Below are 15,539 nucleotides of genomic sequence, written 5' to 3' on the forward strand. Positions count from 1 at the left end.
GCCGTCAGGTCAGGCCGGCCTTTCGCAAGCCCTCGACGTAAAGCTCCAGGTCCTCGGCATGTTTCAGCGGGGGCACCTTGCGCCAATGCGCGATGGTGAAGTTCGGATGCACCCGCATCACCGCGCCGGCATGGCGGCGGGCCTCGTCCATCTGGCCCAGCAGCGCATGGCTGGCGGCCAGCAGCCGGTGCGCCTCGGACTGGTCGCGCATCCGCGAAAGGGTTTCGATGGTCTTGCCGTAATCGCCGTGGTGGAAATAGGCATCGCCCAGGAACCACAGATAGGCGTCCGGGAAATAGGGATTGAGCCGCATCGCCCGTTCCAGCAGCTGCACCGCCCGCTCGCCCTGCCGGACATAGGCGAGGCAGTCGCCGGTATAGGCCAGCAGATCCGCGTCGTTGGGATTCAGCGCCAGCGCGTGCTCATAGGCGGCCAGCGCCTCGTCGTGCTGCTTCTTGTAGAGATGCGCCAGGCCCATCTCGGAAAAGCCGCGCGAGTCCAGGGCGTCGCATTGCACCGCCCGCTTGGCCAGGACCAGCGCCTGGTTCAGCGCCGCATCGGGGTTGCTGGTCCAGTTGTAGCGCCATTCGACGTTGAAGGTCCGCGACATCGCCGCATAGCTGCGGCCGTAGTCGGGATCGAGATCGCGGGCCTCTTCGAACAGGCGGCGGGCGTGCAGGTTGGCATCGGGCAGGAAGCGCAGGCCCATGTCCTGGCCGCGCAGGACCAGCCCATAGGCGTAAAGCGCGGGATGGCTCTGCTCGGCCAGCCGGCGCCGTTCGTTCGCGTCCAGCTGGATCGCCACCCGGGCGGCGGTCATCGCGGTCACGTCGTCCTGAAAGTCGAAGATGTCCAGCATCACGCCGTCGTAGCGCTCGGACCAGATGGTATTTTCCGATTCCGCCTCGACCAGCTCGACGGTGATGCGCAGCCGGTTGCCGGCCCGGCGAAAGCTGCTGGTCATCAGGTAGCGCACGCCCAGCCGGCGCCCGATCTCGCGCAGCGACGAGGTCTGGGCGGCGGCCAGGAACGATGAATGCCGCGCGATCACCAGCAGGTGCCGGAACCGGCACAGGTTGGTGATCAGGTCGGCGACGATGCCATGGCACAGGTGCTGGTCGCCGGGATCGGCCGAAAGATTCTCCATCGGCAGGATCGCCAGCGACGTGTCGGGCAGGCCGGGATCGACCCTGCGCGGCACAGCTCGCAGCGGGACGGCCGCGGCCGCGGCGGGGGAGGCGGGCGCCGCGGCATAGATCTCGACCGGGGCCGAGATGTTCTTCAGCCGCCGCCGCCCCAGCGAACGCAGCACCAGTTCCGGGTTGTCGCGCACGATGCGATAGACGGTCTCGGTGACGCAGATGCCGCCGGGATCGGCAAAGCCCTGGATCCGCGCGGCCAGGTTGACGCTGTGGCCGTAAACCCCCTCCTGCCCCTCGAACGTCTCGCCCAGCGAGATGCCGACGCGCCAGGCGATCGGCTCCCGCGCCTCGGCCCAGGCGGATTCGCGGGACAGTTCGCGCTGCATCTCGATCGCGAAATGCAGCGCCTTGGGCGCATCCTGGAACACCGCGACCAGCCCGTCCCCGGCCGTGTTGACCACGGTGCCGCCATAATCCCCGACCAGGTTGCGGATCAGCGCGATCGAGCGCGTCAGCCGCAGGATCGTGCCGGCCTCGTCCTGCTCGATCAGGCGGGTATAGCCGTGAATGTCGGCATAAAGCACCGCCTGAAGGCGGGGGCCGGTCAGACCGGGCTGTGCGATCATGGCTCGTCCAAGGCTCCTTTCGGGCATCAGAAATCCACCGGCACCCGGCCTGTCAAGCCCGGATCGGGGCGGCCCGGCCTGCCGCAAGGGGATCCGTGACAGCGCCCGGATCGGCACTATACTATCCGCATGAAACCCGACAGGCACCCCATATCGCAATTCGGCCTGCGCCCGGCGCGTCCCGAGGAATTTCCCTTTGCCGAGGCGATCTATATCGACGCGATGCGGCCCCTGATGCTGCAACTGGACGCCTGGGACGAGCCGATGCGCCGGGCGATGATCCGGCGGTCGTTCAAGGCGGCGGATTCGCGCATCATCACCCTGGAGGGCCGGGACATCGGCTGGATGCAGGTGACGGAACGGGACGCCGACTACAACCTCGCCCAGCTCCAGATCCTCGGGGATTATTGCGGCCGGGGCATCGGCTCGCGCATCATCCGCGACTTGCAGGACAGGGCGGCGCGGGAAGGCAGGACCGTCTCGCTGTCGGTGGTGCGCACCAACCGGGCCATCGCCCTTTACCTGCGGCTGGGCTTTCGCATGATCGACCCCAAGGCCACGCCGATCCTGGACATGGTCTGGGTGCCGGAAGGACTGGACCGCTGAGCCGCGAGGCCGGCCATAAGGGCCACCGCACCGGCTGCCACCGCAGCGTGGCGCCGGCCGAAACCATAGCGCGGGTCCGGCCGCTGATGGCGCGGATGGGCATCACCCGCGTCGCCAATGTCACCGGGCTGGACCGGATCGGCCTGCCGGTGGTCATGGTCTGCCGGCCGAACGCCCGCTCGTTGGCGGTATCGCAGGGCAAGGGGCTGGACATGGACGCCGCCACCGCCTCGGGCCTGATGGAAGCGGCCGAGCTTTATCACGCCGAGCATATCGAGGCGCCGCTGAAACTGGGCAGCCTGAACGAGCTGGCCCATTCCCACCGGATGATCGACCTGGACCGGCTGGCCAGGGTCTCGGACCGCTTCCACCGGGACTTGCCGATGCTGTGGATCCAGGGACGCGACCTCGTCTCGGGCGAAGAACGCTGGGTGCCCTTCGAATGCGTGCGCGCGAACTATACCCTGCCGCCGCCGCCCGGCAGCGGCTGCTTTCTCTGCAGCAGCAACGGGCTGGCCTCGGGCAACACCATGGCCGAGGCGACCTGCCACGCGATCTGCGAACTGATCGAGCGCGACGCCACCACCCTGTGGCACCAATCCCCGCCCGAGCGCCGGGCCAAGACGGGGCTGGACCTGGAAAGCGTCGCCGACCCGGCCTGCCGTGCGGTGCTGGACCGGCTGCAAGGCGCCGGTTTCGACGTGCATGCCTGGCAGGTCGCCAGCGACCTCGGCGTGCCGGCCTTCTTCTGCCTGATCTCGGACCGGCGCGACCGGGGGGCGCATCACGGCATCGGCGCCGGCGCCCATCCCACCCGCGCCATCGCGCTGCTGCGGGCGCTGACCGAAGCCGCGCAGGTGCGCTGCACCTATATCTCGGGCGCACGCGACGACCTGCAACCCGAGGAATACGGCCGGCACGCGCTGGACCAGAAGGCCCGGGCCGCCGCCGGCATGCGCGCCAGCCACCGGCCGATGGTGAATTTCGCGGCGCTGGACGAATTCGTCTCGGACGATTTCGCCGAGGACCTGGACTGGTTGCTGGCCCGGCTGCGCGCGGTCGGCATCGACGAGGCGGTCGCGGTGGACCTGCGCAAGCCGGGGCTGGACCTGCCGGTGGTGCGGGTGGTGATCCCGGGGCTGGAGGCCCCTTGCGATCACCCCGCCTGGCGGCCGGGACCAAGGGCGCTCGCCGCCGCGCGGGCCGCGGCGCCATGAGCGTGATCGTCTTCGTCGGCCCCTCGCTGCGGCAGGCGGACCGCGCCGCCTTCGCGCAGTTCCGGTTCCTGCCGCCGGTGCAGCAGGGCGACCTCTATCGCGCCGCGCGCCAGCGGCCGCGGGCCATCGGCCTGATCGACGGGTACTTCGACGGCGTGCCGGCGGTGTGGCACAAGGAAGTGCTCTGGGCGATCTCGCAAGGCATCGCCGTCTTTGGCGCCGCCAGCATGGGCGCGCTGCGCGCCGCCGAACTTGCACCCTTCGGGATGCGGGGCGTCGGCCGCATCTTCCGGGATTTCCACGAGGGCCGGCTGACCGACGACGACGAGGTGGCGCTGCTTCACGGCCCGGCCGAGACCGGCCATGCCGCCCTGAGCGAGCCGATGGTCAATATCCGCGCCACCGCCGCCGCCGCGCTGGCCGCGGGCATCCTTGACGCGCCGGCGGCCGCGCATCTGCTGGCAACGGCCAAGGCGCTGTTCTACCAGCAGCGCGACTGGCCCGCCATCCTGGCGGCGGCGGAGCAGGTGCCCGCAACGATGCGCGACCGGCTTGCCGCCTGGCTGCCCGACGGCCGCATCGACCAGAAGCGCGCGGATGCGCTGGAGATGCTGCATGTTCTTCAGGCGCATGTCGCGCGGGACGAGCCGCCCCCGCGGGCGGAATTCACCTTCGAATGGACCGAAGCCTGGGCCTCGGCCCCCTGGCTCGCCGCGCATGGCGACGGGATCGAGGCAGGGGATGCGCTGATGCTCGACGCGCTGCGCCTGCAGGGCGAGCCCTATCTGCGCCTGCGGCGCGCCGCCCTGCTACGGCAACTGGCCGCCGAGACCGCCACGCGCGAGCGGCGCGGGGTGCAGCCAGACCATGTCGCCGAGGCCGCATTGGCGTTTCGCCTGCCGCGCGGCCTGCTGCGCGGGCAGGACATCGACCGCTGGGCGGCGGAAAACGGCTTGGATCGCCCCGGCTTCGACCGGCTGATGGCGGGGCTGGCGGGGCTCGAGGCGCTGGCACGGGACCGCGATGCGGCGCTGGCGCCTGCGATCCTGGACCAGCTTCGGCTGGAGGGCGGCTACAAGGCGCTCCGCGACCGCACCGCCAAGGCCGGGACTGCCGATCCGCCGCTGCCGCTGCCCCTGCTGCTGGCCTGGCATTTCCACACCCGCCTTGGCCGAGACCTGCCCGAGGATCTGGAACAATACGCCGGCAGCCTGGGATTTCGCGATCTGGCGCATTTCCACGCCGCGCTGGCCCGCGACCATGCGCTTTGGCTGAAAGACGGGCAGCCGGCGCCGGATGGGACCGCAGGCCGACAAAGCCATCGACAGCCGCCGCCCGGCGGCTTAACCTGAGGTTGCGGATTCCCGGACCCGAAAAATCCCACCCATGGCGGAGATTGCGATGTCGGAGACCTTGCTGAGCCCCTCGAACCTGCTGCTCTTCGGCCGCGTGGTCGAGGATTTGCAGATCCGCGCACCCTCGGCGCAGGACAAGCGCGGCGACCCCCGGCACGGCCCCTTCCCCCAGCCCCGCGGCGGCACGCCCGGCCAGCTTGAACGGCAATTGCAGGCCGAGGATGCGAATTTCGCCCGCATCTACGGCTTTGCCTTCGAGGGGCTGTATCGCGTCCTGCCGCGCCCGGCGCTGTTTCTGGTGCACGGACCGGGGCTGGAGGCCGGGCAGGTCATGTCGCGGCTGCACCTGCCGCAGGATGCGCCGGCCGGATCGCCGCCCCAGGCGGCGGGTGCGGGGCACGTCCTGCCCCAGCCCGACGACCTGATGGTCTGGTCCTACGACAAGGCCGATTACTCGATCCGGCTGGACATACGCTCGGGCATGTTCGAGCAATTGCTGCTGGACCCTTCCGGCGCGCCGGAGGCCCGCGGCATGAGCGTCCACGGAATGAGCGTGCGGGGCATGAGCGTAAACAGCGACAACAAGGACTAGGCGCATTCCGCCCGCCGCCCCTGTCCCCCGGCTGGACAAGCCAAGGAAACAAGGGTCAGGATCGTCACGATCCTGACCCTTTCTTTCAGAGAGAGACTTAAAACAAGGTAATGATCAAATGCTCTGAAATTCTCGGCGGCAGAGACGATGGGCCTGTCAGGCGCAGGCCACTATCGCCGGATGCTCGTCGCCGGCAGGGGCTTCGGCCTGTATCGCGGGACGGGCTGCCGGGGCGTCCGGGACCAGTGCCAGCGGAACGGCCAGCAGCCTTGCCGCCTCATGCCACAACGACGCCTCGGCGGCGATCAACCGCCGCATGGCCGCCTTGCCTTGCGGGCGCTTGGCGGATCGCGCCAGGGCGCGATAGTCGGAAACCAGCCCGCCCAGCAGATGGTCCAGATCCTGCATGGCCTGCTCAAGCCGCCGGGTCGCGCCGGACTGGGTGGCGGTCTGGGTCGCGATGGACAGGACCATGGCGATTTGCGGCCGGGCCTCGCGCAGCGGCTGGTATGCCCGGGACAGATCGACGCACAGGTCCACCAGATCGGGCAGGCGGGCGGCGGCGGGACCAAGCTGCCCGGCGATCTCGCCGGGGGACAGCGGGGTCGTGGCCGCCTGGCTTTCCAGCCGGATCAGGATCTGGGCCAGATCGTGGCGTTGCGCCAGCGCCATGCCCTCGTCACGCTCCAGGAACGCTTCGATCGCCGCGGCAAGCTCGAAGGCAGCCGCTTCGATCCGGGCGCTGGCGTGGCTCATCGGGCCGTCGGTCTCTTCCAGCCGTTGCAGTTCGGTTGCCAGCGCAGCCCAAAGCCGCTGCTCGCTCAGCCGGATCATGCCGGCGCTTTTATGCGGAGTGCGGGCCCGGCCGCGCGACGTCTCGCGCGCACGCTCCAGATTGGCGGCAATGTCGCTCAACTGTGCCGCGAGTCCTGCGCCCGGCGCGACCTCTGCCGGCAAGGCGGCAAGCCTGGCCGCGGCATCGACCTGCATCATCAACGACCGCACGCGGGGCATGAGTTGTTCAAGGCAGTAATGCGACATCGCACGCAGGCTGGCCTGCCCGTCGACAGCCGCATGGGCCATGATCCCGGCCCGGCGGGCCAGGACCTGCGGCCGATCCGCCTGGAACCGGGCGCGAAGCTGCACATGCAGCGCAGCCATGGTCAACTGGTGCAGCACGCCGCGGATCGCGGGCAGCGGCTCCTTGGCAAAAGATGGTGCGGAATGTCTGATCGACATGAAACACGCCCTCTGATTGCAAAATTTTTCCAAAACATGCCGCAACCGGCACGGCAGTTCTGTGCGCGGGCGCACAGAGGACGGCCTTTATGATACAAGTTATTGATTGACATGGAAAACATGACGAAAATTATGGATCTGGCCGATCTTCCCTGGTTCGCCGGGCTGCCGGACGAGGTGCTGGCGGGAATCGAATCCGGCTCGCGCCGCCGCCATGCCGACCGGGGCCAACTGATCATCGAGCGCGGAGAGCCGGGGGACTCGGTGCTCTTCGTCCTGTCCGGGCACGTCCTGGCCGTGCAATGGACGCGAAGCGGCCGCGAGATCGTCTATAGCGAGATCGCCCCGGGCAGCGCCTTCGGCGAATTGTCGGTGCTGTCCGGGATGCCGCGCTCACTGTCGCTTTACGCGCGCACGGCTTGCGTCCTGCTCGAAACGCCGGGCACCCTGCTGACCGGGCTCATGGATACCCAGCCGCAGGTCCGGCAGGCGGTGATCCAGGACCTCGTCCGGCGGATCCACGACCTGACCGAACGGGTGCAGGAGCTGACCGCGCTGGATGTCGAGGAACGGCTGCGTGCCTATCTGCTGCGCGTTTCGCTGGAGCATGGCGGCCTGGAGCCGGGCCGCCGGATGCCCGATCCGCCGACCCATGCCGAAATGGCGAACATCATCGGCGCGAACCGCGAGGCGGTCAGCCGGGCGCTGGCCAAGCTCAGCCGCGCGGGCATCATCGAATCCGGGCGGAAATACCTGCGCATCATGCAGCCCGACGCCCTGATCCCGGACGATACGGGAAGGGGCGACTGCCCTTCGCGATAGCATCCGCCGAAGCCGGGTATCATTGGCCCCGCGTCACGCGCACCCGATCCCGGTTCATCCCGACGCCCGCGACGGGAAAGCTCACCCGGCTACGCCGCGGACCCCCTGCCCCTCTGCCTTTACGGTCCGATCGGCGAAGAGCCTGGGCTTTGGGGAGGCTTGCCGCTGCCGAGCAGATCCTGGGCGTGCAGACCGACCTGACCCGCATCTACCAAGGCTTTCCCGAACCCAAGAAACTGCCCCCACAGCCTTTCCTGACCATCGGCGCCAAGGCCACGCTGGCGATCCGCGAACGCAGGGCCGGGATCGAGTGAACCACCCGGACGGCTTCACCCGCCGAACGCCGGCCCAATCGACACGCTGAACGTCAAGCCATTTGCAAAGGTCCGATCCATGCGCCACCGCTTTTTCTGCATCGACAGCCATACCTGCGGCAACCCGGTCCGGGTCGTCGCCGGGGGTGCGCCGCTCTTGCCGCATCTGCCGATCTTCGAACGCCGCAACCTGTTCCTGCGCGACCACGACTGGGTGCGCACCGCGCTGATGTTCGAGCCGCGCGGCCATGACATCATGTCGGGCGCGATCCTCTATCCCGCCTTCCGCGAGGATTGCGACTTCGCAGCCCTGTTCATCGAGGTCTCGGGCTGCCTGCCGATGTGCGGCGCCGGCACCATCGGCCTTGCCACCGTCGCCATCGAGGAAGGGCTGGTCACCCCGAAAACCCCCGGCCGGCTGACCATCGAGACCCCGGCCGGCCGCGTCGACGTGGAGTATGCGATGCAAGGCGAGCGCGTCGCCTCGGTGCGGCTGTTCAACGTCCCCAGCTTCCTGCACAGCGCCGATATTGCCGTCGACGTGCCGGGGCTCGGCCCGCTGGTCGTGGACATCGCCTATGGCGGCAATTTCTACGCGGTGATCGAGCCGCAGGAGAGCTGGGCCGGCCTCGACGGCATGAGCGCGGCCGAGATCGTGACGCATAGCCGCGCCCTGCGCGAAGCCCTGGCCGAGATCGGCGAAACCGTCGTCCATCCCGAGGACGACCGCATCCGCGGCGTCCATCACGCCATCTGGTGCGACGGCCCGGACGGGCCGGATTGCGACGGGCGGGACGCGGTCTTCTATGGCGACAAGGCCATCGACCGCTCGCCCGGCGGCACCGGCACCTCGGCGCGGATGGCGCAGCTTCATGGCAAGGGCCGGCTGGCGGTGGGCGAGAGTTTCCGCAACAAGAGCCTGATCGGCACCGTCTTCGAGGGCCGGGCCGAGCAGGCGGTGACGGTGGGCGCCTATCCCGGCATCCTGCCCAGCATCGGCGGCTGGGCCCGGATCACCGGCCACAACACCATCCTGGTCGATGACGACGCCCCCCTGCGCCACGGGTTCCAGATCGCCTGAGCAAGGCTGCAGGAGGAGGAGGACATGCCGCGAGCCGTTCGTCCATGACTATCGGCCGTGGGCCGGGCGATTGCGGCGCTCAGGGGAGGGCTGGCCCGGCCTGCGCCTGGATCGCCCGATCCTTCCTGATGGATACGGCCCGCCCATGCGGCTTGCGAGTTGTCGGCGCGCATTCGGCGCCCTGCCCCGCCCCACTCTGCCGAACGGCGCGGTCCCCGGCGTCCCGGCATTCCGAGGCCGTCAGGCCGGGGCGTGATGGCGGGCGGCGAAATAGCCAATGGCATGCTGGGTGAAGCGCCGCGCGACAAGTCCCCGATGCGCGCCATCGCGCGAGGCCAGCACGATGCGCAGCGGGCGCAGGTCGTTCGTGATCGGCAAGGTCCTGACCTCGCCCCCGTCATAGGTCATCGACGACGGGGGCCGCATCACCAGCAGCGTAAAGCCGAAACCCGCCGCGACCGCACTGCGCACCGCCTCCAGCGAGGTCGAGACGTAGGAGACCGGCGGGCTGATCCCGCTTTCGGCCAGAAGCTCCTCGAAATAGCTGCGGCTTCCGGGCCCTTCCAGCATGACATAGGGCTCGTCGGCCAGATCGGCGAGGTCGATGGAATCGCGCCCGGCAAGCGGGTGATCGGCGGCAAGAACCACCATCGGTCGCAATGCCGCAAGCTGCACGAAGGCCAGCCCCTGGGGATCGCTGCCCCGATCATAGGTCAGTGCCAGGTCGATCGAGCCGTCGCGCAGCGCATCGGCCAGATTGGCCAGCGCCATCTCGCGCTGCCGCACGATCACCCCCGGCACCGCCTCGCCGAAACTGCGGATCAGCCCCGCGGCGTAAAAGGGCGACAGCGTTCGGAACACGCCCAGCCGGATCTCTCCGGCGGTCTCGGCCGCCAGTGCCGCCGCCTCGCGCTCGACCTGCCCGGCCTGTTCCTCGAGGCGGTTCACATGCTCAAGGAACAGCCGGCCCTGCAGCGTCAGCGTCAGCCCGCGCGCATGATGCCGCTCGAACAGCACCAGACGGGTCACGTCCTCGAGCTTTTCCAGCGCCTGCGCCACCGAGGGCTGAGAGATGTTCAGCGCGCGCGCGGCCTGCGCAATGCCGCCATGCTCGGCGACGGCGCGGAAATAGGCGCATTGGCGCAGCGTGAAGCGAACCATATTTTGCCTGTCTTAATCATCGGATATTCAAGTTTTCATATTCCTTGCAAAAAGGTCAAGCTGGTTCCCGACCAGCGGCCCGCGCGAACAGGCTGTCCGCTTCCCACGCCAAGACAAGGAGCGCCCCGATGTCTCTAGCCCAACCCCTTGCCGAACTGCTCGAAGCCGCCGACCGGCCGCTCGAGGACGCGCGCGCCATGCCGCCGGGCGTCTATACCAACCCCGAATTCCTGTCCCATGAGATCGAGACCATCTTCTCGAAGGAATGGATCTGTGTCGGCCGCTCCAGCCGGCTTGCCAAGACCGGCGACTATCTGACCTATGACCTTGCCGGCCAGCCCGTCGTGGTCCTGCGCGGCAAGGATGGCCAGTTGCGCGCCTTCTCGAACGTCTGCCTGCATCGCATGTCGACGCTGGTCGAGGGCTGCGGCAACAAGCGGGTGCTGGTCTGCCCCTATCACGCCTGGACCTATGACCTCGACGGCCGCCTGCGAGGGGCGCCGTTCATGACCCAGACCACCGGCTTCTGCAAGGAGAACTACGCCCTGCCCCCGATCCGCTGCGAGGAATGGCTGGGCTGGATCTACATCACGCTCGACAAGGACCGCCCCGGCGTCGCCGCGGCCCTTGGCCCGCTGGAAAAGCTGATCGCCCCCTATGAGATGGAGAACTATGTCGAGTGCTTCCGCGAGACCCATGTCTGGGACACGAACTGGAAGGTGCTCGCCGAGAACTTCATGGAAAGCTATCACCTGCCGGTCTGCCATGCCGCGACCGTGGGCGGCCATTCCAGGCTCGAGGAAATGGAGTGCCCTCCGGGCCTCGAAGCCTTCAACTATCACTGGATCACCAAGGAAGCCTCGCTGCCGATGGGAAATGCGCATCCCGACAATCGCCGGCTCGAGGGGCGCTGGCGCAAGACCACGGCCCTGATCACGCTTTATCCCAGCCATCTGATCACGCTGACGCCGGGCTATTTCTGGTATCTGTCGCTGCATCCCAAGGGCACCGGCCAGGTGTCGATCGTCTTTGGCGGCGGCCTTTCGCCCGAGTTCATGGCCGATCCGCGCGCCGAGGAATATGTCGCGACGCTCAAGGGCCTGCTGGACGAGGTCAATGCCGAGGATCGCGGCTGCACCGAAAAGGTGTTCCGCGGCCTCAGCGCGGATGCGGCGCGGGCGGGGCATCTGTCCTATCTGGAACGCCCGATCCACGACTTCATGCGCTACATCGCCGAGCGGACAGGCGGCTACCGGCGCGCGTTCGCCGTCGCTGCCGAATAAGGCCGTCGCCGGAAATGGTCGAGGCCGTGGCGGGTGGCCCGTGCCGCCCGCCGCGGCTGCAATCGGGGCGCGGATGGGCGCGCCTCGCAGGACGACGGAGAGGAATACGGTGCCCTTCATAACCTGGCGTGACGCCGATGGCACGGAAATCAGCGCGAATGTCGCCGCGGGAACCAATCTGATGCGGGCTGCCGTCGATGCCGGCGTGCAGGGCATTCACGGCGATTGCGGCGGAGCCCTGGCCTGCGCGACCTGCCATGTCGCCACCGATACCGCCTGGGCCGAGCGGCTGGGTCCGCCCGGCGCACTGGAGGACGAGATGCTGGACATGGTCGAGGGCGAACGGACCCCCACCAGCCGGCTGAGCTGCCAGATCCTCGCACGGGACGAGTTGGAGGGGCTGGTGCTTATCGTGCCCGCCTGCGGCTGACGAGGGGTCGACAGGGCCGGGCGCGCCCGGACGGGCAGCCGCCCGGGTGAACCGGCCCGCATCGCAATGAAGCCCGTTCCCGCCTGACGCATTGCCCCGCCCTAGCCACAAGGGCGGGGCTTCGGCGGTTCGGCGCCCCCAGCGCCCGACAGGCAGACGAATGAAAGTGCGGCCCGCACGCCCTGTCGCGGACGGCGCGGCGGGCCCGGCGGCCTTTCCGCGCCGCAAGGCGCTAGCGCAACAATGCCTTCAGGTCGGTGGCGGCATCGGCGACAAGTCGGGGATCGGCGGTCCTGCCCGCCTCGATCAGGCGCTTGCCGACCATGAAAGCGCGGGGGTCGTTCATGGCATCGACCGCCAGCAGCCTGTCGCCGGCATAATACCAGATGCTGACCGCCTCGCCCTCGCCGGGCCGGGCAACGACGCGGTCGTAGCCGGCATTCAGCCCCGCGATCTGCAGCTTGCAATCATATTGGTCGGACCAGAACCACGGCTTCGGCACATAGTCCTTGTCCGCCCCCATGATGTTCGCAGCGACGAGTTCGGCCTGGTCGATGGCGTTGCCGACCGATTCCAGCCGGATCTGCACGCCGTCCAGCGGAAAGGACGCGCAATCCCCCGCCGCCCAGACATTGGCGGCCGATGTCCGCCCCCGCGCATCGGTGCGGATGCCGTTCTCCAGCGCGATCCCGGCGGCCTCGGCCAGGGCGGTGGCGGGAACGATGCCGACCCCCGCGATGACGAAATCGGCCGGCAGCACGCGCCCATCCTTCAGGCGCACGCCGGCGACACGGCCCTCGCCCAGAATCCGGTCGACCCCCTCTCCCTCGATGATCGCGGCGCCATGGCCGGCATGGAGCTTGCGGAAGTAAAGCGCGGTCTCGGGCGCGGCCACGCGCTGCAGGATGCGCGGCGCCATCTCGATCACCGTCACCTCCAGCCCCAGCTTGCGTGCGACCGCGGCGGCCTCGAGCCCGATATAGCCGCCGCCGATCACGACGAGACGGCGGCCGGGCACGAACCCGGCGCGGATGGCGTCGATATCGGCCAGGGTGCGAACGGTATGGACGCCGCCAAGCGCCCCGCCCATCTCCGCCGGCAGGCGGCGGGGAACCGAGCCGGTGGTCAATGCCAGTTCGTCATAGGCCAGCACCTCCTCGCCCACCGTCACGGTGCGCGCGACGGGGTCGATCGCGGTGACCGGAGTGCCCAGCTTCAGGGTGATCCGGTTCTCGGCCCAGAAATCGGCCGAACGCAGCCACAGGCGCTCCTCCTCCATCTCGCCCAGCAGATAGGCCTTGGACAACGGCGGCCGCTGATAGGGGGGCGCGGGCTCGTCGCCGATCACCGTGATCTCTCCCTGGAACTTCAGCGCGCGCAACCTGGCCGCCAGGGCGGCCCCGGCCTGTCCCGCGCCGATGACAACGACATGCGGCATGATTTTCCCTCTCAAGCTGTCTGTTGAAGCCGTTTCGCGCCCCTGCCTCACCCTGGGGTCAGCCCTCTGAGTTTTTCGGATCTTCTTCTGAGCATCTCGACGGTTGTGAGGAGCGCGATGGAGAAGATGACCAGCAGCGTGGCGACGGCGAGGATGGCGGGCGAGATCTGCTCGCGGATGCCGTTCCACATCTGGCGCGGGATGGTCTGCTGGTCCGGCCCGGCGATGAACAGCACCGCCACCACCTCGTCGAAGGAGGTCACGAAGGCGAACAGCGCCCCCGAGATCACCCCGGGCAGGATCAGGGGCATGGTGATGCGGAAGAAGGTCGTGCGCGGGTTCGCCCCCAGGCTCGCCGCCGCCCGGTTCAGCGACTGGTCGAAGCCGATCAGCGTCGCCGTCACCGTGATGATCACGAAGGGAATGCCCAGCGTGGCATGGGCCAGGATCACCCCCAGATAGGTGCCCGCCAGCCGGCCGCATTGCGGGTCCAGGCCGATCCAGGTCAGGGGCTCGCAGGGGTTCGAGTAGAAGAAGAACATCCCCGTCGCGGTGATGATGATCGGCACGATCATCGGCGAGATCAGCACCGCCATGATCGCCCGGCGATACGGCATCTCGGGCCGCGACAGCCCCAGCGCCGCCAGCGTGCCCAGCACCGTGGCCAGGATGGTCGAGAAAAAGCCGATGATGATCGAGCTTTTCGCCGCATTCACCCATTTCGCGTTCCGCCAGGCATCCGCCCACCAGCTCAGGTCGCGCGGCGCGTCCGGCCGCGCCATGCCGAAGGTCAGCAGGCTGTCGTACCAGCGCAGCGAATAGCCGTCCGGGTCGAAGGACAGCATCCGGTCGGTGAAGGTGAAATAGGGCTCGGCGTTGAAGCTCAGCGGGATCACCACCACGATCGGCGCGATCAGGAAGAAGAAGATCGCCGCGCAGATCGCCAGATAGGCGTAGTGCCAGGTCTTCTCCAAGGGCGAGGCATAGGTCGGAAGCGCCATGGCGGTTACCCCAGTTTCAGGTTGTCGATGCCGACGAGACGGTCGTAGACCCAGTAGAGGATCAGCACCCCGCCCAGCAGCAGCGCCGCCAGCGCGGCCGCCATGGACCAGTTCAGCGTCTGCGTCATGTGCATCGCGATCATGTTGGAGATCAGCTGCCCCGACGAGCCGCCGACCAGCGCCGGCGTGATGTAGTAGCCCACCGCCAGGATGAACACCAGCAGCGCCCCCGCCCCCAGCCCCGGCAGGGTCTGCGGGAAATAGATGCGGCGGAAGGCGGTCCAGCTGGTCGCGCCCAGGCTGCGCGCGGCGCGCACGTAGCTGGGATTGATGGTGCGCATCACCGAATAGAGCGGCAGGATCATGAAGGGCAGCAGGATATGGGTCATGGCGATGATCGTGCCGGTCTGGTTGAAGATCATCTGCAGCCGCTGGTTGTTGCCGATCACCCCCAGCCAGACCAGCACGTCGTTGACCACGCCCTGCTGCTGCAACAGCACGATCCAGGCCGTGGTCCTGACCAGCAGCGAGGTCCAGAACGGCAGCAGCACCAGGATCATCAGCAGGTTGGACTGCCGCATCGGCAGGGTGGCCAGCAGATGCGCGACCGGAAAGCCCAGGAGGAAGGTGGTGGCGGTGATGGCCAGCGACAGCCAGAAGGTGCGCAGGAACAGCTTGCCGTAGATCTGCTGCTGCGCCGGGGCGGAGACGATGTCGCCCTGGTCGTCGCGGGTGCGGTCCACCGCCGCGAGGTAGAAGTTGGCGGTATAGGGCGAGGCGGCCTCTCGCATCACCGACCACAGCCGGGGATTGCCCCACCGGGCGTCCATCTCCAGGATCGCCTCGCGATAGGGCGGCTCGATGCCGCCGCGCGCCTGCCGCCCGGCCGAGGTGAACAGCGACCGCGTGCCCGGCATGTCGTAGTTGATGCGGGTGCCGACCACGCCGATGGTGCGGGCCTGGGCGGCGGCGGTCAGGTCGGCGGCCAGCGCCGCCCAGGCCGCATCGTCGGGCTCGGTGCCGCGGGGGTTGTCGTGGAACCAGGCGCTGAGCTGCGGCATGTTGGCCGAGAAGCCCTCGTTCTTGACCGAGCGCTGCAGCATCTGCCCGATCGGCACCACGAAGGTGATCAGCACGAAAAGCAGAAGCGGAAGCACCAGGAAAAACGCACGACGACGCGCACGACGCGAACTCCGCGCAAGCGCAGATCTCAACGGACGACCGTCGGCGGT

General features: G+C 68.5%; 15 protein-coding genes. 9 read left to right on the forward strand and 6 right to left on the reverse strand.

What is annotated here, in order from left to right:
• Positions 1-4: 4 nt before the first annotated feature.
• Entirely contained in the window at positions 5-1,768 is a 1,764-nt protein-coding gene (locus tag BLT64_RS17600) for a tetratricopeptide repeat protein (protein ID WP_041530359.1), read from the reverse strand.
• A gap of 129 nt (positions 1,769-1,897) precedes the next feature.
• On the opposite strand from BLT64_RS17600, the gene BLT64_RS17605 reads away from it, so the two are divergent.
• Genes BLT64_RS17605 through BLT64_RS17620 form a run of 4 tightly spaced genes read left to right on the forward strand, consistent with a single transcriptional unit; the run spans position 1,898 to position 5,538 of the window.
• Positions 1,898-2,374: a GNAT family N-acetyltransferase gene (locus tag BLT64_RS17605; RefSeq protein WP_049792400.1), complete on the forward strand. Its 477-nt coding sequence runs from the start codon at positions 1,898-1,900 to the stop codon at positions 2,372-2,374.
• Positions 2,375-2,421: 47 nt separating this feature from the next.
• Positions 2,422-3,591 carry a YcaO-like family protein gene (locus tag BLT64_RS17610; RefSeq protein WP_011749719.1) on the forward strand — a complete coding sequence of 390 codons (1,170 nt, stop codon included), beginning with the start codon at positions 2,422-2,424 and terminating at the stop codon, positions 3,589-3,591.
• Entirely contained in the window at positions 3,525-4,943 is a 1,419-nt protein-coding gene (locus tag BLT64_RS17615) for a TfuA-like protein (RefSeq protein WP_254777244.1), read from the forward strand. The genes BLT64_RS17610 and BLT64_RS17615 overlap by 67 nt, the downstream gene beginning before the upstream one ends.
• 49 nt (positions 4,944-4,992) lie before the next feature.
• Positions 4,993-5,538: a hypothetical protein gene (locus BLT64_RS17620; protein WP_011749717.1), complete on the forward strand. Its 546-nt coding sequence runs from the start codon at positions 4,993-4,995 to the stop codon at positions 5,536-5,538.
• Between the two features lie 156 nt (positions 5,539-5,694).
• Here BLT64_RS17620 and BLT64_RS17625 read toward each other — a convergent pair whose 3' ends face one another.
• Entirely contained in the window at positions 5,695-6,777 is a 1,083-nt protein-coding gene (locus BLT64_RS17625; RefSeq protein WP_011749716.1) for a hypothetical protein, read from the reverse strand.
• Positions 6,778-6,897: 120 nt separating this feature from the next.
• Here BLT64_RS17625 and BLT64_RS17630 point away from each other — a divergent pair, with 120 nt between their 5' ends.
• The 3 genes from BLT64_RS17630 (at position 6,898) to BLT64_RS17635 (ending at position 8,994) form a co-directional block, all read left to right on the forward strand.
• A complete protein-coding gene (locus tag BLT64_RS17630) occupies positions 6,898-7,599 on the forward strand; it encodes a Crp/Fnr family transcriptional regulator (protein ID WP_041530567.1) in 702 nt (233 codons plus the stop codon).
• Between the two features lie 149 nt (positions 7,600-7,748).
• Positions 7,749-7,913, forward strand: a complete 165-nt coding sequence (locus BLT64_RS26935; protein ID WP_157137451.1) for a hypothetical protein — start codon at positions 7,749-7,751, stop codon at positions 7,911-7,913.
• Positions 7,914-7,992: 79 nt separating this feature from the next.
• Positions 7,993-8,994 carry a 4-hydroxyproline epimerase gene (locus BLT64_RS17635; RefSeq protein ID WP_011749714.1) on the forward strand — a complete coding sequence of 334 codons (1,002 nt, stop codon included), beginning with the start codon at positions 7,993-7,995 and terminating at the stop codon, positions 8,992-8,994.
• 240 nt (positions 8,995-9,234) lie between these two features.
• On the opposite strand, the gene BLT64_RS17640 is transcribed toward BLT64_RS17635, so the two are convergent.
• A complete protein-coding gene (locus BLT64_RS17640) occupies positions 9,235-10,155 on the reverse strand; it encodes a LysR family transcriptional regulator (protein ID WP_011749713.1) in 921 nt (306 codons plus the stop codon).
• A 128-nt stretch (positions 10,156-10,283) separates the two neighbouring features.
• Between BLT64_RS17640 and BLT64_RS17645 the strand changes: the two genes are divergently transcribed.
• Together BLT64_RS17645 and BLT64_RS17650 are read left to right on the forward strand one after the other, a co-directional pair.
• Complete coding sequence (locus BLT64_RS17645) at positions 10,284-11,438, forward strand: aromatic ring-hydroxylating oxygenase subunit alpha (RefSeq protein ID WP_011749712.1); 1,155 nt, start codon at positions 10,284-10,286, stop codon at positions 11,436-11,438.
• Between the two features lie 73 nt (positions 11,439-11,511).
• Complete coding sequence (locus BLT64_RS17650; protein WP_011749711.1) at positions 11,512-11,868, forward strand: 2Fe-2S iron-sulfur cluster-binding protein; 357 nt, start codon at positions 11,512-11,514, stop codon at positions 11,866-11,868.
• Positions 11,869-12,100: 232 nt separating this feature from the next.
• Here the strand turns inward: BLT64_RS17650 and BLT64_RS17655 are convergent, their stop codons facing one another.
• From BLT64_RS17655 to BLT64_RS17665, 3 genes are all read right to left on the reverse strand, one after another.
• Entirely contained in the window at positions 12,101-13,306 is a 1,206-nt protein-coding gene (locus tag BLT64_RS17655; RefSeq protein WP_011749710.1) for an NAD(P)/FAD-dependent oxidoreductase, read from the reverse strand.
• 47 nt (positions 13,307-13,353) lie between these two features.
• Positions 13,354-14,307 (reverse strand): ABC transporter permease, encoded by a 954-nt coding sequence (locus BLT64_RS17660; RefSeq protein ID WP_011748436.1) that lies wholly within the window; start codon positions 14,305-14,307, stop codon positions 13,354-13,356.
• Positions 14,308-14,312: 5 nt separating this feature from the next.
• On the reverse strand, positions 14,313-15,539 hold a 1,227-nt coding region (locus BLT64_RS17665; protein WP_074810567.1), incomplete at its 5' end, for an ABC transporter permease.

It is taken from the genome of Paracoccus denitrificans (genome assembly GCF_900100045.1).
Taxonomy (GTDB): domain Bacteria; phylum Pseudomonadota; class Alphaproteobacteria; order Rhodobacterales; family Rhodobacteraceae; genus Paracoccus; species Paracoccus denitrificans.

Coding starts and splice junctions, on each gene's coding strand:
- BLT64_RS17635 (WP_011749714.1), top strand. CDS start 7,993: ATGCGCCACCGCTTTTTCTGCATCGACAGCCATACCTGCGGCAACCCG.
- BLT64_RS17650 (WP_011749711.1), top strand. CDS start 11,512: ATGGGCGCGCCTCGCAGGACGACGGAGAGGAATACGGTGCCCTTCATA.
- BLT64_RS17620 (WP_011749717.1), top strand. CDS start 4,993: ATGTCGGAGACCTTGCTGAGCCCCTCGAACCTGCTGCTCTTCGGCCGC.
- BLT64_RS17655 (WP_011749710.1), bottom strand. CDS start 13,306: ATGCCGCATGTCGTTGTCATCGGCGCGGGACAGGCCGGGGCCGCCCTG.
- BLT64_RS17640 (WP_011749713.1), bottom strand. CDS start 10,155: ATGGTTCGCTTCACGCTGCGCCAATGCGCCTATTTCCGCGCCGTCGCC.
- BLT64_RS17645 (WP_011749712.1), top strand. CDS start 10,284: ATGTCTCTAGCCCAACCCCTTGCCGAACTGCTCGAAGCCGCCGACCGG.
- BLT64_RS17600 (WP_041530359.1), bottom strand. CDS start 1,768: ATGATCGCACAGCCCGGTCTGACCGGCCCCCGCCTTCAGGCGGTGCTT.
- BLT64_RS17660 (WP_011748436.1), bottom strand. CDS start 14,307: ATGGCGCTTCCGACCTATGCCTCGCCCTTGGAGAAGACCTGGCACTAC.
- BLT64_RS17625 (WP_011749716.1), bottom strand. CDS start 6,777: ATGTCGATCAGACATTCCGCACCATCTTTTGCCAAGGAGCCGCTGCCC.
- BLT64_RS17605 (WP_049792400.1), top strand. CDS start 1,898: ATGAAACCCGACAGGCACCCCATATCGCAATTCGGCCTGCGCCCGGCG.
- BLT64_RS17630 (WP_041530567.1), top strand. CDS start 6,898: ATGACGAAAATTATGGATCTGGCCGATCTTCCCTGGTTCGCCGGGCTG.